Source organism: Aureisphaera sp., from assembly GCF_059726885.1.
Genome location: NZ_AP041051.1, coordinates 346,129 through 366,539 on the forward strand (window position 1 = coordinate 346,129; position 20,411 = coordinate 366,539).

The following is a 20,411-nucleotide window of genomic DNA, read 5'->3' on the forward strand; positions in this document are numbered from 1 at the left end:
ATGAGAAAAATAGGGATGTACATGGCCTTCTTTGGCCTATTTGCAATCGTGCTCAATTTTATTGATCGGGTTCCTACCATTTTAATGTGGATTTATTCTTGGGGCGAAGGCGTAGCCTGGGCCATTAAGATTGGACTGGTGCTTATTGGTGCGATTATGTTTTTTACTGGAAAATCTGATGCAGAAGAACCCACTGGCGCTGAAGCTGTAGGAGCGGCAGCAGCTGGTGCAGCTGTAGGCACTGGATCTGAAGGTGGTTCTGAAGCAGTAGCCGCTGGAGCCGAATCTGGGGCAGAGGCTGTGGCAGACGCCATCACAGGATCTGAAGGTGGTTCTGAAGCTGTTGCCGATGTAGCTGCTGGAACTGAATCCGGAGCAGAGGCTGTAGCCAAGGCAGTCACAGGATCCGAAGGTGGTTCTGAAGCCGTTGCCGATGTAGCTGCTGGAGCTGAAGCCGGAGCAGAAGCCGTGGCAGACGCCATCACAGGATCTGAAGGTGGTTCTGAAGCTGTTGCCGATGTAGCTGCTGGAGCCGAATCTGGAGCAGAAGCCGTGGCAGACGCAGTTACTGGATCCGAAGGTGGTTCTGAAGCCGTTGCCGATGTAGCTGCTGGAGCTGAATCTGGTGCAGAAGCTGTGGCAGACGCCATCACAGGATCTGAAGGTGGTTCTGAAGCCGCTGCCGATGTGGCCAATGGAGCTGAAGCCGGAGCAGAAGCTGTGGCAGACGCCATCACAGGATCTGAAGGTGGTTCTGAAGCCGCTGCCGATGTGGCCAATGGAGCTGAAGCCGGAGCAGAAGCTGTGGCAGACGCCATCACAGGATCTGAAGGTGGTTCTGAAGCCGCTGCCGATGTAGCTGCTGGAGCCGAATCTGGAGCAGAAGCCGTGGCAGACGCCATCACAGGATCCGAAGGTGGTTCTGAGGCTGCTGCCGGTGGTGCAGAAAGTGCAGAAGGTGCAGAGGGAAAGGGATCGGAAGGATCCGAAAATTAAAAATTCTCCATTCAATAAACATTCCCCATTTTACAATAATAAATGCTCCGCAATTTTTAGTAACATTGCGGAGCTTATCTTTTTAGTATGGATTTTTTACCCGAAAAAATAGATCATTATGCGGTAGCCCATTCCCAACCGGAGCCAGAGCTATTGCAGCAGCTAACCCGTGAAACCTGGCAAAAAGTATTGGCTCCCAGAATGCTGAGCGGGCATTTTCAGGGAAGGGTATTAAGCATGATTTCCAAATTGGTGCACCCTAAGCATATCCTGGAAATAGGAACCTACACTGGGTATTCCGCCCTATGTTTGGCCGAGGGTATGGCCAAGGACGGGAGCTTACATACCATAGATAGCAACGAAGAACTCGTCGACCTGCAACGCAAGTATTTTGATGCGTCCGGTCATGGGGAACAGATCGTACAACATTTGGGCAATGCATTAGAGGTCATTCCTTCCTTGGATACTACTTTTGATCTGGTGTTTATCGATGCCGACAAAAGGAACTACCTTAACTATCTGGAACTGCTGCTGCCCAAACTGCCTTCTGGCGCAGTAATTTTAAGTGATAATGTATTATGGAGCGGCAAGGTTGTGGAACGGGTTGCCGAAGACGATATTGATACCCAAGTGCTTCTGGAATACAACAAAGCGCTCAATGAACATCCCAAATTGGAAACTGTGCTATTGCCTATACGCGATGGCTTGACGGTGAGTAGGGTTCGGTAGGATAATTTCTACAATGTTCTCTGAAAAGTAAGTGCGGGGAAGCGATATGATTGAATTTAATTTTACCATGAACTACTCCCATTGAAGCATCGGCAGCTAGGAAAGCGCTAGCCCCTATTATTACTTCATTTAATATTATCTAATAATCATTGACTCTACACGCCCCATCCATCCACAATGTATTAATTTGTTTATTTTTTAATCATTTTGAAGTATTGTGTTTCCCCACTAGAGTATACCAATTCAAAAAAATACATACCCTGCTGTAAAATACGTGTGTCAATTTCCTTAACATAGTCTCTTGATATTAGTAACTCACCTAATTGATTAAATACACGCACAGTTTCGATTCCCCACTCTGATGTTACATTAACTACAGTATCAAATGGATTTGGAAATAAATCGCTTTTCGGATAATTAAAATCTGAAGTATTTAAAATGGTCTGATTTTCGTACCATGCAATTTTTTGGTCAAAATGTGAAGCCGAAACCACATCATAATCTTGATCCAGATCGATATCCTTGGCAATAACCGAGGTGGTATATAAAACCTCATTGGAGATCAATTGAGGATCAGAAAAGTTGCCTTGGCCATCTAAGTTGGATAACCAAAAAATTTCTCCCATTCCGTTCTCGTATAAAGAAGTAATAATATCCATGTCTCCATCATTATCAATGTCCTCAACATACAATGTTCTCGGTGAGAAAGTTTCTTCCATGATTACCATCTGAGACCCAAATGTGCCTTCTCCATCTGTATTTTCATACCAAGCTATTTTATTATCATGAATGGATCCTGAAACAACATCCAAATCACCATCCATGTCAATATCAGCCGCATAAATATGTAAGGGACCGTCAACTTCTGTAGTTATAATTTTCACTGCGCCAAATGATCCCAGTCCATCAAAATTCTCGAACCAACCTATATGATCCCCCTCGAGACCATGCGATAAAATATCATAATTACCATCATTGTCAATATCCGCGATAACTGCATCAATTGGCCAGTCCAAAGCGGTGGATATTGTTATTCTGTTCCCAAAATCACCCAATCCACCTAAATTTTTGTACCAAGCAATTGTATCCGAATTTCGATCCACAATCAGTACGTCAGTGTCTCCATCATTATCTAGATCGGCTCCCATGATAGTAAAGACCGAAAACACATTAGTACCATCATCAATAACTTGTTGCGGGCCAAAATGTCCAAGCCCATCAAGGTTTTCATTCCATGCAATCTTGCTTATTCCGGTCCAATCATATGAAAAAGAAGAAAGCACATCTAGATCCCCATCTCCATCCAGATCAGCTGCAGATACAGCCAGTGCCAATTCATCCGAGTTCTCCGCGACAACCTGTTTACCTCCAAATAGACCCATCCCATTTGTATTCTCATACCATGAAATATCGTATTGGCCTGCTAGAAGAATATCTAGATCCCCATCACTATCAACATCTGCAGTAGTAATTTTTGGATAGCCGAATGCATCTTCGGATATAATTTGTTGCGGACCAAATTGAGAATAACCTCGTGAAAATAGAACTAATAGCATGCACAAAAATAAATATTGCTTCATCTGCTTTTCAATTAAAAATTAGTGTTGCTCCTAACATCGTACAAAAAAACCCAATCCTAAATTACGACTTTTCATTTATTGATACATAATTAATTGAATCTATGTATGACAGGTATTATCCTATAATGATCATCTCGGATTAGACAAATAATCCATTCTTAGATATTAAAACTCATTAGTTCTTGTTTCATTTTTTTAGAAAACGATTGAATGATTTCCAATACTTATCTTTATAAATATCAAAGTCTATTTCAATTCTCACTTGGTATTCTTTTTGTAGCCGGTATAAAACTTTGGTAGGTTTCCTGAATTCAACACAGGCAAAGTAAATCTCGCGAATCGAATCTGCCGTTTGCCTTCCTATGTTTAAATAACCTTCGGAATCTTTTAGCGCTTCCATAATTCTTTCCTGGATTTCGTTCATTAACCTAAATGTAGTATCATCTGGCATTCCATTATTCTTTCCGTTGTACTTTATTCTCAGTACTGCAATCCAAGGATGAGAAGCTTTACTATCCCAATCCAATAAGTCCATATTTAAAACGGCTAGTAGCGGAAGTCCACTTTTTAAGGTGCCTTCCAGTCCTGAGTAACTGTCGTTTTCCGTATTGTGCCTAAATCCCATATACTTTTCAACGAACTCTTTCTCTCTCCATGATAGATAATCCCTGAGCTTTTTTATTGGAATTAATTCCTTGGATGCTTCTTTTGGATTAATGATGGTAATACTATCTATTTTAGTAATAGAGTTCAACTCGCCAAGAGAGTTGTCTAAAGCAAGATATACCCCGTTTGTAATAACCGTTCTATTATTTTCATTGAAATCCCTGTGAGTTATAGTAATGTCAATTTCATCTGGCATGGACTCATGAACAGTGGAATAGAAATTCAACTTACTTTCGTCGAACTTATACCCATCCATTTCGATTCCAAAATAATTTGAACCAGAAGGTTGTTTGAGTGCTGTAATTTTCCAATTACTCATTTTTGGCGCAGACTCGACCAATTCTTCCACAAACACAATATTCTTTATAACTCCATCAGCTGTTAAAATAAGTTCTGCCGTATTATCATCAAACATTCCTGCTAAAAACCAAAATCCCTCTTTTAGCTCATTCAACTTCAATTCTAGTTTATTAAAAAAATATCTTTTGATGTTCCCTTGGTTTTTCAACACTTTAAAGAACTTTTTCTCATTCTGTTCAAACCAATTCCAAAAATCATCGTATGATTTTATCGGTTCTTCCTTTGTTTTAAATAGTGATTTTAGAAAACTCATGCTATCTTAGTTCAGATGCTTAAGACCTTATTCCCCGTCCCCACAGATCACATCCCGCCACAGCTCATAGCCTTTTCCATTCATGTGGAGGCTGTCTTCAATAAAGATACCGGGAATGGGACGTCCTTGGGGTGTAAGCATGGGCGACCATACATCTATAAATGATAACTGGTCACGTTGGTTGCAATAGTCCCTTAATAGGTCATTAAACGCCATATAACCATCTTTATGGTTCCAACGGGATGGACTGGGCTTGGCGCTAATAAAATAGATTTTAGTGTCTGGCAGGGCCGAAAGTAGCCTAGAGGTTACTTCTTTGGTAGTCTGCAAAATGGCTTCAGGGGATTTTCCTTCGGCAATATCGTTATCGCCTTCATAGATGTATACTGTGGTGGGTCGAAAGCGTAGGACAGTTTCTTCTAAAAAATATAATAGATCGGTCATTTGTGATCCACCAAACCCCGTATTGATTGTAAACTTTTCCGGGCAGTCTTCTTGTAGGGTCTCCCAAAAACGAATGCTGGAACTACCGGTAAATACAACCACTTCCCTTCCTTCAGGGATCGCTATTTTTTTGAATGTTGCTATGGCATCATCAAACCGATGGGGATCTTGGCCCCACAGTTGTTCAGGAAATAGCGCTAAGGTTATAAGCAATAGGAGTACGAAGGTTCTCATGGTATGTTTTTAATAGTAGATGAAAATACACAAATTCCTCGGGCTTCCCAACTCCTACTATATTGCCAATAAATGAATATGACACAAATAATGCTGGTTAAATTATTTACAAAATGTAGTTCATGGTAAAATAATTATCATTCTGGGCAAACTCAATATTCCGTCTCCCAGTCATCTACCTCGAACCAAGCCGATTTACCTTTTCTGAGGTAGGTTACGACTCGCTTTTTCGGTCTTGACCATGTCTTGTCCTCTATATCATAATAACTTATGTTGTCATTATTATAAATTACAATGCCCTTCCTGTCGCAGCCTTCCAACAACTCCACTTTAATTTTTAAGTTTTCTGCATCCTTTTCCACTATCCTCCCTTTCACAAGGCAAGTATCATTATAATAATGGTCTTCTTGCTTCTTACTGGCAAAGTCATAATTGAAAACATAATCTACGATTGAACCAACATTGTATTCGTTAAAGTTTTCCAACTTCTCCTCTTCAGCTTCTTTTTCCCGTATACGATTTTCCAATTCCCTGTTTTTTTCCCAAGCTACATAATCGCTTATCTGTTCCTGAAAGCGCATGTCTTCACCTTTTAAATAACGGTAGAAGCTCTCTAAAATCACAACAGACATAGATTCGGGATGTCCAATTTTATTTTCTCGAAAAAAATGGGATAATCGTGAACCTCCCCAAAGTTGCCAATTGTTTCGCATGAATAGTCCCATACCAAACCTATAGTTTCCATATACATAATCTTTTTCAGTAAGCTTGGTAATCTCCAATTTCAAACTATCTGAATACATACGATCTAGGACACTTATAGCATCCTGCAAGTTTTTAGGTATATAATAGCCCCTTAAACTATCGGTTACAAATCTAACCTTGTCTTCTTCCTTCCACTTACGTTCAATTCTCTGAAATGGTGCAAATATCTTTTCCTCATTGTAGGTGCCATTTGTCAGATATTCTTTAAAAGCAATGAGTATTACTTCGGTTTTATGATTAGTAATGCCTTTTTCTTTAAGATAGGAATTTATCTTTGATCCGAAATTATCGCTGCTTGTCCAATGATAAATGGTTTTGAATTGTCCACCCCATGGATAACTACACTTTTTTATAGTATCATTCGCACTGTATTTGATTGCATTTTTGATGCTATCTGAAGTATGCTTATTGAGATAGACAACAGCCCTTTTTAAATTTTTTGGAGTCTTAACCTGTTGTCCCAAATTGGGTAGCGTAAATAATAAAAATACGATGGTGGTCAGAAGTTTCATTTTTTAAATTTTGGTTTCCCCTAAATTAGCTTGGCTAGGTATCCTGGAAAAACCTAAATGAGCGAACTGCCCTTTTTATTTCGTTAAATGGAATATTTATTCTTTTTTTTGAAAAATCACAAAACCATAAAATTAGTAACATGATCCCTATCCGTAATTAAACTACGAAAATAAGTTCTGGTCGCTTAACCATATGGATATGATATACCTTGCAGAAAGGAAGTGCTTTGCTAACACATAAATAATGAGACTACCGCTATTTTAGGTTGCTGCCTTTTCCACATAATCTGTCCTATCCAATCGGTACCATATGGCGTCTTGAATAGTTTCATCGTATGGAGCTTGTTTGTCAAAGTGCATACCAACTTTTTCCATAATCTTGAAAGAGGCTTTATTATCGGGCATGGCTATGGCTATAATGAGATCCAGATTGAGTACACGAAATCCATGGTGTAAAATGGCTTCTGAGGCTTCGGTAGCATATCCTTTGCCCCAGTATTCCTTTTTAAAGCGATAGCCAAGGTCCACCTTGTCGAACTCTGGTAAATAGGTAAGTCCCGCCCAACCAATGAATTCATTGGTTTCCTTTAAGATAGTGGCCATCCTTCCATAACCGTAAGTGGCATAATCGAAATGCCTTACCCTTATGGCTTCTTCTATTTCTTCCATGGTTTCTACCACGGGTTCTCCTGTGTACTTCTGTACTTCGGGATCGGTGTGCAATTGAAACAGATCTTCCTTATCAGCGAAAGTAATTTCCCTCAATACCAGGCGTTCAGTCTCAATACTGGTTTTCATAAAATTGCCATTTAATACGCTAGCACCCGAAATTCTACCTTAGCTTCGGATTTTAGTTTGCTATCCAGGTACATTTCATAGCCCTGTAATAACTTTACGTGCTTGGTTTCACCAGGTTTGATGGTAATGGTCTCTACCACCTTTCCTTCTTTTTGCACCCTGATCTCAAATGCATTTTCGCCACTGTTATCGACAACGGCCAAACTAGGATGGCCCGCATGTGGGTTCACAACGGCATCCTGTCCGGGGCCTTTACCGGTAATGGACATACTCTGATCTGCTTCTAGTTCTAAAACGCTTTGACTAAATGCACTGAACGAGAAAAGAAAAGCTAGTACGGAAAGAAAATATAGTTTTTTCATAGTATTTGGGGTTTTAAAAAGGTAATGTTCCTTATTTACTGGTAGGATAAAGATACTTATTCCTACTGAAACCGAAAATATTGCGGGTACCGATAGAGCTTCACGAAAGTAACCACATGGTGTTTCAACCCGATTATAGGATCTTGTTCAGGTTATGGGCATGTTCCAATAAGTCGGTAAAAGTCAGGATTTCGAAGTTGTAGTTTTTAAACGGTTCCTTGGCTTCGATCACTTCTTCATAGGACAAGTTGCCGTAGTCCTGCCCTATAATAACGGAGAGTTCGGGCTTATAGGCATGAATACCTTGCTGTTGCAATAGTTTTCGATATTCGGGATTATCGAAGTAGTTGCGATAGGTTCGGAGCTGGCTTAAAGCATCCATAATTTGCGAATTGAAGCCCTCCCGGTTTACACGTTCCTTTACGATTCTTTTATCGGGAAGCTTAAGGTCTACGATTTTCCAAAAGTCATTTTTATTTACGGGTTCCAAAATAAAATCGGGAATAAGATCTCCCTTATCGTATCGCTTAAGGTGCATCTGGCTGCGTAACGATTTGTATTTAGAGCCTAGCAGAAAGTTGGGAAAGCGTTCCAAGAAATTCTGTATCTGGTGTTCGGTAACACCATCTTTGTTGATGAGTTCCTGAAACTCTAGAATCTCCTGATTTAGAATGTACTTATTGTTTACAAAAGAAGGCCTGGAGATTAAATGGGACTCATTATCGAATCGATAATCTACAGGACCCCTTGTTATTCTAGGAACGATAACAATCTGGTTATCGGCATTTAGGCTAAGGTCCAGTTCGATACGGCTATCTATAATGGATTTTTCTATTTTCCGCTTGTCATCATAATCAGCATCGCTCTTATTAATCCAATCGAAACTGCGGGTACGTTTTTCCAAGAAGTTTAAAATGTGCGAATCGGGCTTTCGATCCCCAGAGTAAGCTCCAGAATAAATAATAAAATGAGCATCGGGGTTTCGTTCGGCCAGCTTATCGAAAAAGTAAAAGGCAGAAAAGTAGGATGGGCCTCCTATCATTCTATAGGATTCTATATCCTTGGCTCCAGAAATAAGTGCCTTATCGCTTGGATGTACAATCTGAATGGGGGTAAAACTCGTAATAACGGTATCGAAAGAGGCATTACCATTAAGCAAAAGGATGGCTTCATTGTAGGATACGCAGAGATCTAAATTTGGGACACGGGCGAGCATCCTTTGTGTTTGCACAATGGGTTCCTTGGCGCCCATTCTCCTGCGATCGGGGCTTAAATAGGTTGCATTTACTCCGAGTACTTTCACTTCGTATTATTGACAATAGATCCTTATCCTTGTGAAGATAAAGAATACTGCCGAATTCCATGGTTTTCCTGCCACGAAAAACGGCCCGGTCTGGACCGCTTCATTTTCTAACGGGTCCTATTATTTGGTCAGACTGGTAATTTCGCTGTACCCAGTCATCTTTCCTTTTTTGTTGAAGGATTCCGTACGCACCACCCCAATATTGGGCGAATACCATTCCTTAGATGTGGCCTTTATGTTCATAACGACCTTGGTGCTTACATCTTGGGTTAATACCAAGCAATTAAAATCGCCTGCTGGTGTGGTAATGGTCTCCTTGGCCTCTACCATCCTATTGGTAATATCAATGGTCATATTAATGCCAATGGGTCCTCCGGTGGAGCTTATGCGTAAACTACCATCTTCCAGTGACGTGCCGGCTGCTGCATCCATGCTTGGAATCTCATAACGGGAAGCATCTACTTCAAAATCCATATTCTGGAAGGCTCCCATAGAGGTACCGTCCATCTTCATGGCCATGTCGAACTCAAATTGTCCATCCACACATTTCGCCTCAAAAGTATTCGAAAGGAGTTCCTTTCCTTTTTTATCGAAGGCTTTGGTCTGTACGGTAAAGATGGTCTCGCTGCCATTGGACACCTTGTCCAGTAATTCATAACTGGTTTTACCTTGGTTTTTACCCTTGGCGTTGTAATGGGTCATTTCCCATTGTGTGCCTACATCAATGGGCAGATAGGGTTCGCAATCGGATTGTGCATAGGTGGTGAATGACAAAAAAACTAGGAGCAGTAAGGTGGTTATTCTTTTCATAATTAATGTATTTAATTAGTTCGTTTATTGATAATTATATAAATGGACTCCCTTCCTTAAGATGGGGTCTCAAGACTTAGTACACTTTTGCGTGCATTTTGTAATCAAACTTGGGGTTAAAAGGTGGTACATTTTATAAATGCAACACTCATGAGGAGATCATCTTTAGCCCTAAAGGCTTCTTATTTTGAAATAGTTCTTCTAATTTGTATTATTTAAGGAACAAATATTTTGTTCTTAATGGCATAAATTACCAAACCCGTCCTGTTTCGTAGGTTTAGTTTTTCGAAAATGGCATTGCGGTACCCTTCTATGGTTTTAGGGCTTAAAAACATGACGTCGGCAATCTCTTTATACGTCATTTCGGTGCATGCGAGCTTAATGAATTCTATTTCACGTTCCTTTAAAATATCCTGTGGGGACTCTTTACCTGAAAGCGAATCGACCAATACCTTGGTAACGGTGTTGGTATGATGAAAACCTTTCTCCATTACTTCTAGGAGGGCTTGTTGTAATTCAAATTTCTTGACATCCTTCATAAGATAGCCCTTTGCACCTGCCCGAAGCATTTTTAATATGGTAGACTCGTCTTCTTCTATGGAGAGAGCCAATACCCTAACTTGGGGAAAGTGTTCATATAGATGGGCCGTGGTTTCAATACCGTTCAGTATAGGCATATTTACATCCATAAGGACAATGTCGGGGATGTTCTTTGGGTTTTTGAATTTATCCAATAGCTCTTGCCCGTTCTTACAGGTGTATAATACCTTAAATTGTTCAAAACCTTCTACCAATCCTCCAATGGCCTGGGATAATAGATTATGATCGTCTACTACTACTACCGAATAACTCATAATTCTTGATTTTTATAGGTTAGATTCAATTGTGTCCCCTCCCCTTTTTGGGATACAATTTCCGCATTTGCATTTATAAGTCGTGCCCTACTCTTAATGTTGGTAAGACCTATTCCTTTTTTGGAATCCAGTTGGCTCGTATCGAACCCAATTCCGTTGTCTTTGGCTGTAATATTAAGGACATCGTCTTCATAATTTACATGAACTTCGAGCCTATTGGCCTTGGAGTGCTTAATGGTATTGGTAAAGAACTCCTGAAGCATCCTAAAAAAGATCACTTCCACTTTGTGGTCCAGCTCAAATGTTTCCTTAGAAAAAGTGAGACTGGCTTCTAAATATTGCATTCGGTTAAAGCGCTCTATCTCCAACTTAAGTGCTTCTACCAGGGAAAGACTGTTGAAGGTATCGGGGTTTATTAATTTGGATAAACTCCGCAATTCCGTAAGGCTTTTCCCAATGGTTTCGGCCGCATCGTGAATGCTCGGCGACGGATCATCCTCATTCTGCAATTGTATCTTGGCCAAGGTGAGCATTTGCCCGATATTATCGTGCAATTCCCAACTAATATTACGCAGTGTTTCCTCGCGTATCTCTACCTGGGTTTCTATAATTTCCTCCTTAAACCTATTTTCTGCTTCCTGCTGCTCACGTAACAATTTATTCTTTCGTTTTTGAAAAATGGCGAACAGTATAATTACCGTTAAGGCCAAGCAAAAAGTGATAATCGAAAAAATTACTAGAAACGATTGTACTCCTTCTTCGTCCATAAAAATCCTATAATGTAACAGCCATAGAGAATAAGATTCAAACTAATTAAAATGATAAAATAACTTAAAAACTGTATCGGGTCATACTCCATCAAAAATATCAAAGGAATCATTCCCATATAAAATAACAACAATGCGGTGGATATCCAAAAGCTAAGCTTGTATTTAACGATTAGCACCTCATCGCTATTCAATAACTGATAAAAGTGGAAAACGGTTAGCACCAATAAAAATACGGCGCCCGTAAAAAATGTATACGTGTGGTACTTCTCCCAACTATCTAAAAATAAACTTAGAAGCGCCACAATTCCAAAAATAACCGTAAAAGGAATTACCGTTCTTTTAAAGTTGGGGCGCTTTAGTATGTTGTGATACCAATTGAAATAAAATAAAAAGCTGATAATGATAAAGCTATTATATACCCACCAATTATTCACTTTAAAGACGTCTGCAAGCAGGGCTCCAGAACCATCTACAAGAACTGTAAACCATAGAAAATAAAGGAAATACCGTTCATGGGATTGTTTGTACTTTCTAAAGTGAATGGTAGCCATTATGGCTGCCGTTAGTTGTAATACATTGGTGATATAAAATAGATCGGTCAGCTCCATTTTATTATAGGTCTTTTGGCGGCTTCCCTCCGTGACCGAAGTTTAGTGAATTAATACTATCTGCGGGTTCATCGTCCGGTTCCATCGGGAAAAACCCTTGCTTAATCCCAGTACTTCTGCCATTTCTAGCGGTAGGCACCAGTACTACCGTAGAATAAGGATAGCGGTCATTATCCTGTGGTTGCGAATAGGCCGCAAAATGTATACGAATACCCAAGTCTTCATACCCTCTTTTCTTCGCTTCGTATTCTACATATTCTATGTACTCCTTGATAGTGTCCAAGGAAAACCAGAAATCCCGGGTGTCCTGAAAACCGAGTGCGGTATCCAAAATAGCCGATCGGGTTCTCACAAATTCATTCTGAAGCTCGGCAGCTTGATCAAAATTAATGGACTGCGCAGGTGGATCTACTGGTTCTTCGCAAGAGGCAAAGAACAGGATGGAGCAGAAAAATACTAGAACTAATACTGCAAAAGGGGTTTTTGATTTCATAATTTATGGTGTTAAAGTTTCCTATAAAATTAGAGATAAAATACTGAAAAACAGTAGTCAACATCTTGTATGGTTACATAATTTTATATATATTTATTTGATTTCTAGTATTTTACAGCCCCTACCAATCTACAAAAAGGTGAAAAAAACCTTGGGGCTAGGGGGTTTTCCCCTATTTCTGAAAAGAAAACAACTTATGGAATGTACGGTATTACCTTCTAAATAGTAGGGAATTACCATTACAAAAAACACAGTACATAACACCTTCATTAATAGCCCTTTGACTCTTGATGAAGTTGTCCCATCTCCTCATCTTTGTCACTGTGATTTCGAAACTCATGTTCAGTAAAATGATCATTAATTACGTAACATTAAATATGAAAACTATGAAAACAATCTATGTATTACTGTTAGTGGTACTCACCTGCGGAGCGGCACAGTCGCAAAGCCTAGGCCAAACGGTTATGGGCAATTCGGGTGCAACCATTAGTGGTACATCTAACACCCTAAGTTTTACTTTGGGTGAACCCGTAATTGGTTCTATTACCAATGGCCCATCATTGGGACAGGGATTTTGGCTGGGTGCCATTGTAGAGATTACCCTTGGAGCAGAAGATTTTACGCTCGAGGCAAGCGCTACAGTATATCCCAATCCGGTTAGCAACTACCTAAACATTTCTTTCAAGGACATGCAAGGGGAAACATTTCAAGCATTACTGTTCGATATGCAAGGGAAACAGGTAATGCAAAAGGAAATTGAAGCTAGTTCGTCTGCCGAAACCTTATCCTTAAGTGCATTAAGCACCGGAAACTATGTACTAAAAGTAGTACAGGAGTCCACCCAAAAATCCAAAACATTTAAAATCGTTAAAAACTAAAAACCATAATCATGAAAGCTAGAATAACATACACAACCCTAATGGCCCTTATGATGGTCACTACACTTTCTTTTGCTCAAAGTCTTGAGGGAGTAAGCACAACTACTACAAAAGCCCAGGATCCTGCGGATAAAGTAGTACCAGTACAAAAAGGAGACAACAACGACAGCAGGGAATTTGCTGCTGCCGAATTAATAAACTACCAAGCGGTTGCTAGAAATGCAGCAGGTGACCTAATCATTAACTCTGCAGTTACTGTAGATTTCGAAATCAGGAATGGAGCTGGTGGAGCTGGTGTTTTTAATGAAACACAAAATCCAACTACCGATGCAAACGGAGTATTCTCTGTACAGGTAGGAAGTGTTAACCCATTAGACAATGTAAACTGGTTAGACATAGAGCCATGGTTGCACGTAAGCCTTAACGGAACTTCTGTAGGTGAAACTGCTATTGGTAGTGTGGCAACAGCACTGCACAGTAAGCAAAGTGCGCAGGTTATGATCTATGGATCTGGAACCACAAACCCAGACAAAATGATCGCTCAGCACTCTCCTGGATTCCCAGGTTGGGGTATTGGTTATTCCGATGCAGGAGATGATGTATTGTACATGGCCGGTGGAACCACTAATTTGTCTATCGACTTGGCTACAGGTAACACTACTACTTCTGGATTCTACGAAAGTACTCAAACCACTACTTCACCAGCAGCCAATAGAATTTATGGAAACAGTACGGCAATTGCTTACGGAAGTATTGATTCTTTAGGTGGAATCTCTACAGGTTACGGTATCGACTCTGTGAACAATTCTGCTACAGGAGTTTACGAAATTACGTTGGACCTTGATTCTAATCCTGCTAACACCATAGTAACGATTACACCATTTACGATTGGTTTTGGTGTTCCGGAAATCGCAGGATACGAAACTACAGGAGCTAATACTTTTACAGTGCGTATTCAGGATGCAACGGGAACTGCTCGTGACAGTGCTTTCTCTTTTGTTGTATACCCACAATAATATATCTGGGGGTCCTACTCAAGACGTAGTCGACTTGGGGAGGATTCCTTTTCTTATAAACTATTTCATATAGATAAATTCGAGAAGTCGAGTTCTTTAGAAAGGCCTAGGAAAGAGGAGATCCTGGGCTCTTTCTTTTTATATATACAAATATGCGGTATGAAAGTATTGCCAGGGTCGTACCTACGAAGGCTCCTACCATGATATCTGAAGGATAATGAACGCCTACGTATATTCTGCTGGCACAAAATAAAAGTGGCCACAAGTAAGCCAAATAGATCCATTTATTGAAAGACCTTATCATAAGTACCAAGAAGGTAGTTATGGCAAAGCTGGTAGAAGCATGTCCCGAGAAAAAACTAAAACTATCTGGATGTTGCAATACCCTTAACTGATGTGCCAGATCCAATACATTGTTAGGTCTTAAGCGCTCCAACCCTATCTTGGTAAGATCGGTAAGCAATAATGTAATGGCAAAGGTTGCAACCCCCCATAAAAACACCTTTACACCTTCCTTTTTACGGAAATAATAGAATACGATAAAAGTTAAAAAGAGAAAAAAGGGAATCCAGCTTTCAATTTTCGTAATAAAAACCCAAAAACCGTCGAATGTAGTACTGCCTAAATTGTTAAGAAAAATCAGTAGATCCCTATCCCATTGCTTGAGCGTCTCTAGCATTTAGAAATTTCGTTTGATAGGTCCTGTTATTTCATTCACATCCTCTTTTACCTTATCGATCTCCTTCTTTACGTCTTTGGTGATGTCCACATCGAGACCTTGTTTTTCGGCACTTTTGGTGATCTCTGTTTTAATATCATTGGTGGCATCCTTAATTTGTCGCATTCCCTTACCCAAACCACGGGCAATTTCTGGCACCTTATCAGCACCAAAGACCATAAGGACGATGAATAGAATGAATGCAATCTCGGCACCACTAATAAATAGAGGAAGTGTCATAAGGCAAAGATACAAATTTAGGAATGTAGTCATACTAAAAAAGCCCTTTCAAATAGAAAGGGCTTTTAAATCTATCCTAAAAAGACTATTGTCCTTTTACTTTGTTTTTGAAATCATTGAATTCACCCAATTTCTTCTTCTTTGGCCAAGTGTTATTGGAAGTATCAATATCTGCAGTTTCCTCGTCTGGATCTACCACAATCTTGGTGATTTCCTTCTCGGAAGCAATTACTTTGCCTACCGCTGCATCATCTTTTCTCCAAATTTGAGCAGGATAGGTTACCCTTTCGGTAGAACCATCGCTGTACGTATATTCGGCAATGATTGGCATTGGAATCCCACCCGGCTTTTCGAATGTTACTTCATAAAAGAACTTAGGGCTCTTCAGGTTAGCTCTTTCGGAAGGTTCCATGTTATCCATGATATATTCCTGAAGTGTTGTAACATCATCTAGCGTGGCATTCTTCATGCTCTCATCATAATCTTCGCTTCCTTCTTCAACCAAATACACCAATGGGGGAAGGTCACTTTCCGTAAGTCCCCTTGCTTCCATCATCTCACGGATTTCCTTATTCATTTTTGAAGTAACATAGAACTTCTTTACTTCAGAAACGCCGATATCCGTATAATCCGTAGTGAAGAACCAAGCTCTCCAGAACCAATCCAAATCTACCGCCGAAGCATCTTCCATAGAACGGAAGAAGTCTTCCGGGGTTGGGTGTTTAAACATCCATCTTTGCGAATACGTTTTAAAGGCATAATCGAACAACTCGCGTCCCATAATGGTTTCTCGTAAAATATTCAATCCTACTGCAGGTTTAGAGTATGCATTCGAACCAAAACTATAGGTATTCAATCCTTTGGTCATAATTGGCGCCATACGATCTTGGTTTCCTGCCATATAATCAACAATCGTTTTTGCAGGTCCTCTTCGTGATGGGTACTTTTTGTTTGGCGCAATGGCATCTGGGTGTTTTTCACCAAAATCCTGCTCTGCAACATACTGTACAAAGGTATTGATTCCTTCATCCATCCATGTCCACTGACGCTCGTCACTATTTACAATCATAGGATAATAGTTATGCCCTACTTCGTGGATAATAACACCAAACATTCCATATTTAGTTCTGTCACTGTAGGTACCATCCTCATTAGGACGACCGTAATTCCAACAGATCATTGGGTATTCCATTCCCTGGTTCTTTGCATGTACCGAAATAGCTTTGTGATATGGGTAATCGAATGCCATACGGGAATATGTTTCGAGGGTACTGGCCACTACTTTCGTAGACCAATCTTCCCATAGCGGATTCCCTTCGGGCGGGTATACCGAAACGGCCATTACATCCCTATTACCAATCTTAACAGCCATCATGTCCCAGATATACCTTCTGGAAGAGGCAAATCCATAATCACGTACATTCTCTGCGCGGAATTTCCATGTTTTTGTTTTCGTAGCAAATCCTTTTGAAGCTTCTTCTGCTTCCTCTTGCGTTACAATAAGCACTGGCTCTGTGTAGCTCTTCTTTGCCTTTTCGAAACGCTTCATCATTTCTTTACTGAATACTTCCTTGCGATTCAGTAATTTCCCAGTGGCATCCAATACGTGATCTTCCGGTACTGTAATAGTAACATCGAAATCTCCGAACGGAAGAGCGAACTCATCACGTCCCCAGAACTGACTGTTCTGCCACCCCTCTACATCGTTATATACAGCCATACGTGGGTAAAACTGTGCAATAACATATCCTCGGTTACCATCGGCAAAAGTTTCGTACCCACTACGTGCACGATCTACTGTATGTTCTGGAATATTGTACCACCACTTAATTGAGAATACAAACTTCTCACCCGTTTTAAGATCTTTAGGCATCTCAATACGCATCATGGTTCTATTGATGGCATGCGGAAGCGGGTTCCCTTTTTCATCCTTTACCCAGTCAATCTTGAAACCTCCGTCGAATCCTTCTCCCATGTACTTGTTGATGAAAGAACCGGTCATTTCTGCAGGAAACGCACCGCTTGGCTCGATAAGTGGAGATTTCGAGTCCCTTGCACGTACATTCTGGTCCAATTGCACCCAAAGATATTCTAGTGCATCTGGCGAATTGTTGGTGTAGGTAATCGTTTCTTCTCCGTAAAGTCGCGCTTCTTTATCGTCTATGGTAAGATCCATTACATAATCGGCCTGCTGCTGATAGTAATTAGGTCCTGGAGCCCCATTACCGGATCGGTACATGTTTGGGGTAGAAAATTCTTCGTACAATTGCTTGAAGCGGTTGTTGTTGTAATGTCCGGGCTTGCGCTCTTCTTCTGTTTCTGCATCATCCTGAGCATACGCCATGCCTGCCATTAAAAACAGAACAACGAGGGAAAGGTATTTTGCTAGTCTCATAATTATTATTTGATTGTTGATTATTTTAAAGCCTTTAAAAATAGTTTTTCTGAGCGGTTTTGCGGATCGACTACCCGAAGTTTAACGTTCCTTTAGGATTATCCCTATCCAACACCAAACTTTTCCGCTTTTTGTATCGTTTCACATGAATTATATTCTGTTGTTCTTCGAACATATCCATGAGTATTTTGTTCTCTATCATTATCGATTCCAGCTCAGAAATTTGAAGTATTTCTATATAAATTTTAACGATATCGTTTTCATATTCATGACCTAGGATTTCATATTTCATAGGCACCCCGTTAACTTGAACGTCTAATTTTTGAAGTACATACTTTTTCATTAGCGACACATCGCTATCCTTTTCATATCCTTCGCCCAACACCAAGTTCTTGTCGTATCGCTCTTGCAATACGTCTTCGATATCATCTATAAATATTTTGGAAATTATTTGGAGGGATTGCTCTTCTTCGGCAAACTCTACCTTGGTTATGCTTACGTAGAACTTGTGTGCAGTAAAAGAAGTAAGCACAGGAATAAGCAATGCGACAAGCGCAATTCGTAAAAATTTCATTTTTTTAAATCGATTCTAAAATTAATAAGACGCCTATTTTCAAGTAATGTTACAAATTCTATTCCTTTTTTTCGGCCAATCTTTCTTTGTACTCCGCAGCTTTGGTTTCAAATATTTCCATTACCAATGCATGGTTCCCTCCATCGAAGTATTTTTGCATATTGCTTGTTTCCACACAAAACAGCAGAAAATCATAGGTTCTTTCTTCAGGAATTCCATAAGCTTCATTGAAAAACCCTTGTGGATAGTGGTAAATGAGAAGTGAAACCAGCACATTTTGGGCGTCCCATTTCCTGCGTAACCTCAACTTTTTATAATATCCACTTATATACTTGTATAGGCCTTCAATATTTACGGAAAGCGGTGTGATTACCTCCCCTACAAGATTGGGTATCTTTTCTTCTGCCTTTCCTTTGAATCCAGGAATGCCCAAATCATCAAAATTAATAGGATCTTCCACTTCGATCTTTTTTAGGTCTCGCTCTAGATTTCCTGATAGACTTGGACCAATGTACACCTCATCCAATTCGTTCACCAAATCCCTCAGGGTAATGGAAATAAACCCTTCTTCATAAATTTCCTCTGTAACCACAACTTGCTCGGGCACATAGGCAATGGACGAGACCAACAGGGTGTCCGATGGTTTTACGGTAATGAAAAACTCCCCCAATTGATTCGTAACCGAGTTATAGCGGGAAGAAGTATTAAGAATATGAATACCTTCTACGTCTTTGTCGTTCTCGATCTTACCAAATAGTCTTTTTTGTTGCCCAAATAGCGCAGATGTAAAAAGCAATGCAAGCAGGATGGTATATTTAGTCACGACGTAAATATAGTCTGAGTTTTCTTAGAAAAATCCTAAGGCGCCACCTAAGGTTTTGTTAAATTTGAACTCAAACCTTAGTTATGAAACACCTTATTGTGGCAAGTACCTCTACCGTTTATGGAAGTGGCTATTTGGAGTACTTACTTCCCGAGCTATCCATTTTATTCTCTGAAGTAGATGAGATTATTTTTATCCCTTATGCCAGGCCCGGTGGAATATCGCACGATGAATATACGGCAGTGGCAGCTAAGGCTTTCTCTAAAATAGACAAGAAGATTAAAGGGCTGCATGAGTTTGAAAACGTCGTAGAGGCGACACAAAATGCCAAAGGAATATTTACCGGTGGTGGTAATACTTTTGTACTGGTTTCTAAATTGTACCATACAGGTGTCATGGAAGTCTTGAGGGAGGTAATTCATAAAGGAACGCCTTATCTGGGCACCAGTGCAGGAAGCAATATCTGTGGACTTACCATGCAAACCACAAACGACATGCCCATTGTATACCCTCCTTCTTTCAAGACCTTAGGAATACTTCCTTTCAATATAAACCCTCATTATCTGGATCCAGTGGAAGGAACCACACACATGGGAGAAACCCGTGAAACCAGAATTAAGGAATTTCACACACAAAACAATGTCCCGGTAGTTGGTCTAAGGGAAGGAAGCTGGTTGCAGGTATCGGGAGAACAGATTCATTTGAAAGGATCGCACACTGCTCGCATTTTTGAACAAGGACAGGCTGCTTATGAAGTAGACTCTGGAACCTCCCTATCCGATCTTACTTAGTGATGTCCTTAATGAAATGATATCCCTTGGCGACAAACCCTTGGTTATAATAGAACTTATGAGAAGGAAAATTATGTACGTAGGTATTCAACTCTACCCAACGGCAGCCCCTTTTTAAGGCGTGCTCATACACAAATTGCATCATGTTATCACCAATTCCCATACTCCGGTAGGCATCATCTATGATTACATGGTCCACCTCGCAACTTTTCCCAGAATAATGGCGGGTCTGAAACCACATACCACATACCCCAATCAAGGATTCGCCATCATAAATGCCCAAACATTCATAGTGTTGTTGTGCCATTTCCAAAAGTCTTTCGGTAAGAACCTCTTCAGAAATTCTTCCGTCATTCAATTTGTGGATAAGTGGTAAGGCATCCAAAATAGATTCTGAAGGTATGATGCGAAAATCGATGGACATAAATCGTAAATTAAT

General features: G+C 40.2%; 23 protein-coding genes. 5 read left to right on the forward strand and 18 right to left on the reverse strand.

The window, feature by feature from the left end:
* Together AC6JAD_RS01720 and AC6JAD_RS01725 are read left to right on the forward strand one after the other, a co-directional pair.
* On the forward strand, nucleotides 1–996 hold the full coding sequence (locus AC6JAD_RS01720) for a hypothetical protein (protein ID WP_497865904.1): 996 nt from the start codon (nucleotides 1–3) through the stop codon (nucleotides 994–996).
* An 87-nt stretch (nucleotides 997–1,083) separates the two neighbouring features.
* Nucleotides 1,084–1,725 (forward strand): O-methyltransferase, encoded by a 642-nt coding sequence (locus AC6JAD_RS01725; protein WP_461304311.1) that lies wholly within the window; start codon nucleotides 1,084–1,086, stop codon nucleotides 1,723–1,725.
* 191 nt (nucleotides 1,726–1,916) lie between these two features.
* Here AC6JAD_RS01725 and AC6JAD_RS01730 read toward each other — a convergent pair whose 3' ends face one another.
* From AC6JAD_RS01730 to AC6JAD_RS01785, 12 genes are all read right to left on the reverse strand, one after another.
* Nucleotides 1,917–3,281 carry a T9SS type A sorting domain-containing protein gene (locus AC6JAD_RS01730; RefSeq protein WP_461304312.1) on the reverse strand — a complete coding sequence of 455 codons (1,365 nt, stop codon included), beginning with the start codon at nucleotides 3,279–3,281 and terminating at the stop codon, nucleotides 1,917–1,919.
* 211 nt (nucleotides 3,282–3,492) lie between these two features.
* The gene (locus tag AC6JAD_RS01735; protein WP_461304313.1) at nucleotides 3,493–4,584 is read right to left on the reverse strand and encodes a DUF695 domain-containing protein; all 1,092 of its coding nucleotides are present in this window, start codon (nucleotides 4,582–4,584) and stop codon (nucleotides 3,493–3,495) included.
* A gap of 27 nt (nucleotides 4,585–4,611) precedes the next feature.
* Nucleotides 4,612–5,262 (reverse strand): SGNH/GDSL hydrolase family protein, encoded by a 651-nt coding sequence (locus AC6JAD_RS01740; protein WP_461304314.1) that lies wholly within the window; start codon nucleotides 5,260–5,262, stop codon nucleotides 4,612–4,614.
* 152 nt (nucleotides 5,263–5,414) lie between these two features.
* Nucleotides 5,415–6,539, reverse strand: a complete 1,125-nt coding sequence (locus AC6JAD_RS01745) for a DUF6794 domain-containing protein (protein ID WP_461304315.1) — start codon at nucleotides 6,537–6,539, stop codon at nucleotides 5,415–5,417.
* A gap of 261 nt (nucleotides 6,540–6,800) precedes the next feature.
* Nucleotides 6,801–7,337, reverse strand: coding sequence for a GNAT family N-acetyltransferase (locus tag AC6JAD_RS01750; protein ID WP_461304316.1), 537 nt, complete (start codon nucleotides 7,335–7,337; stop codon nucleotides 6,801–6,803).
* Between the two features lie 11 nt (nucleotides 7,338–7,348).
* Nucleotides 7,349–7,699: a hypothetical protein gene (locus AC6JAD_RS01755; RefSeq protein WP_461304317.1), complete on the reverse strand. Its 351-nt coding sequence runs from the start codon at nucleotides 7,697–7,699 to the stop codon at nucleotides 7,349–7,351.
* A 133-nt stretch (nucleotides 7,700–7,832) separates the two neighbouring features.
* Nucleotides 7,833–9,002: a Shedu anti-phage system protein SduA domain-containing protein gene (locus AC6JAD_RS01760; protein ID WP_461304318.1), complete on the reverse strand. Its 1,170-nt coding sequence runs from the start codon at nucleotides 9,000–9,002 to the stop codon at nucleotides 7,833–7,835.
* Nucleotides 9,003–9,122: 120 nt separating this feature from the next.
* Nucleotides 9,123–9,812 (reverse strand): TapB family protein, encoded by a 690-nt coding sequence (locus tag AC6JAD_RS01765; RefSeq protein WP_461304319.1) that lies wholly within the window; start codon nucleotides 9,810–9,812, stop codon nucleotides 9,123–9,125.
* Nucleotides 9,813–10,027: 215 nt separating this feature from the next.
* Complete coding sequence (locus tag AC6JAD_RS01770) at nucleotides 10,028–10,669, reverse strand: response regulator transcription factor (protein WP_461304347.1); 642 nt, start codon at nucleotides 10,667–10,669, stop codon at nucleotides 10,028–10,030.
* Nucleotides 10,663–11,433: a sensor histidine kinase gene (locus AC6JAD_RS01775; RefSeq protein ID WP_461304320.1), complete on the reverse strand. Its 771-nt coding sequence runs from the start codon at nucleotides 11,431–11,433 to the stop codon at nucleotides 10,663–10,665. Before AC6JAD_RS01775 ends, AC6JAD_RS01770 begins: the two co-directional genes overlap by 7 nt.
* Entirely contained in the window at nucleotides 11,403–12,044 is a 642-nt protein-coding gene (locus AC6JAD_RS01780; protein ID WP_461304321.1) for a hypothetical protein, read from the reverse strand. The genes AC6JAD_RS01775 and AC6JAD_RS01780 overlap by 31 nt, the downstream gene beginning before the upstream one ends.
* A gap of 4 nt (nucleotides 12,045–12,048) precedes the next feature.
* Nucleotides 12,049–12,537 (reverse strand): hypothetical protein, encoded by a 489-nt coding sequence (locus tag AC6JAD_RS01785; protein ID WP_461304322.1) that lies wholly within the window; start codon nucleotides 12,535–12,537, stop codon nucleotides 12,049–12,051.
* A gap of 386 nt (nucleotides 12,538–12,923) precedes the next feature.
* Between AC6JAD_RS01785 and AC6JAD_RS01790 the strand changes: the two genes are divergently transcribed.
* Nucleotides 12,924–13,415, forward strand: coding sequence for a T9SS type A sorting domain-containing protein (locus tag AC6JAD_RS01790; RefSeq protein WP_461304323.1), 492 nt, complete (start codon nucleotides 12,924–12,926; stop codon nucleotides 13,413–13,415).
* An 11-nt stretch (nucleotides 13,416–13,426) separates the two neighbouring features.
* On the forward strand, nucleotides 13,427–14,431 hold the full coding sequence (locus AC6JAD_RS01795) for a DUF8740 domain-containing protein (protein ID WP_461304324.1): 1,005 nt from the start codon (nucleotides 13,427–13,429) through the stop codon (nucleotides 14,429–14,431).
* A gap of 106 nt (nucleotides 14,432–14,537) precedes the next feature.
* On the opposite strand, the gene AC6JAD_RS01800 is transcribed toward AC6JAD_RS01795, so the two are convergent.
* The 5 genes from AC6JAD_RS01800 to AC6JAD_RS01820 all read right to left on the reverse strand — a co-directional run bounded on the left by AC6JAD_RS01800 (nucleotide 14,538) and on the right by AC6JAD_RS01820 (nucleotide 19,181).
* Nucleotides 14,538–15,110: a phosphatase PAP2 family protein gene (locus tag AC6JAD_RS01800; protein WP_461304325.1), complete on the reverse strand. Its 573-nt coding sequence runs from the start codon at nucleotides 15,108–15,110 to the stop codon at nucleotides 14,538–14,540.
* Nucleotides 15,111–15,389, reverse strand: coding sequence for a Sec-independent protein translocase subunit TatA/TatB (locus AC6JAD_RS01805; protein WP_461304326.1), 279 nt, complete (start codon nucleotides 15,387–15,389; stop codon nucleotides 15,111–15,113).
* An 85-nt stretch (nucleotides 15,390–15,474) separates the two neighbouring features.
* Nucleotides 15,475–17,784 (reverse strand): M1 family metallopeptidase, encoded by a 2,310-nt coding sequence (locus AC6JAD_RS01810; protein ID WP_461304327.1) that lies wholly within the window; start codon nucleotides 17,782–17,784, stop codon nucleotides 15,475–15,477.
* 70 nt (nucleotides 17,785–17,854) lie between these two features.
* A complete protein-coding gene (locus tag AC6JAD_RS01815) occupies nucleotides 17,855–18,358 on the reverse strand; it encodes a DUF6702 family protein (protein WP_461304328.1) in 504 nt (167 codons plus the stop codon).
* Between the two features lie 58 nt (nucleotides 18,359–18,416).
* Entirely contained in the window at nucleotides 18,417–19,181 is a 765-nt protein-coding gene (locus AC6JAD_RS01820) for a peptidase associated/transthyretin-like domain-containing protein (protein ID WP_461304329.1), read from the reverse strand.
* An 83-nt stretch (nucleotides 19,182–19,264) separates the two neighbouring features.
* Between AC6JAD_RS01820 and pepE the strand changes: the two genes are divergently transcribed.
* Complete coding sequence (gene pepE, locus AC6JAD_RS01825) at nucleotides 19,265–19,972, forward strand: dipeptidase PepE (protein ID WP_461304330.1); 708 nt, start codon at nucleotides 19,265–19,267, stop codon at nucleotides 19,970–19,972.
* On the opposite strand, the gene AC6JAD_RS01830 is transcribed toward pepE, so the two are convergent.
* The gene (locus tag AC6JAD_RS01830; RefSeq protein ID WP_461304331.1) at nucleotides 19,965–20,396 is read right to left on the reverse strand and encodes a GNAT family N-acetyltransferase; all 432 of its coding nucleotides are present in this window, start codon (nucleotides 20,394–20,396) and stop codon (nucleotides 19,965–19,967) included. The two genes, pepE and AC6JAD_RS01830, sit on opposite strands and share 8 nt — an antisense overlap.
* Nucleotides 20,397–20,411 lie beyond the last annotated feature (15 nt).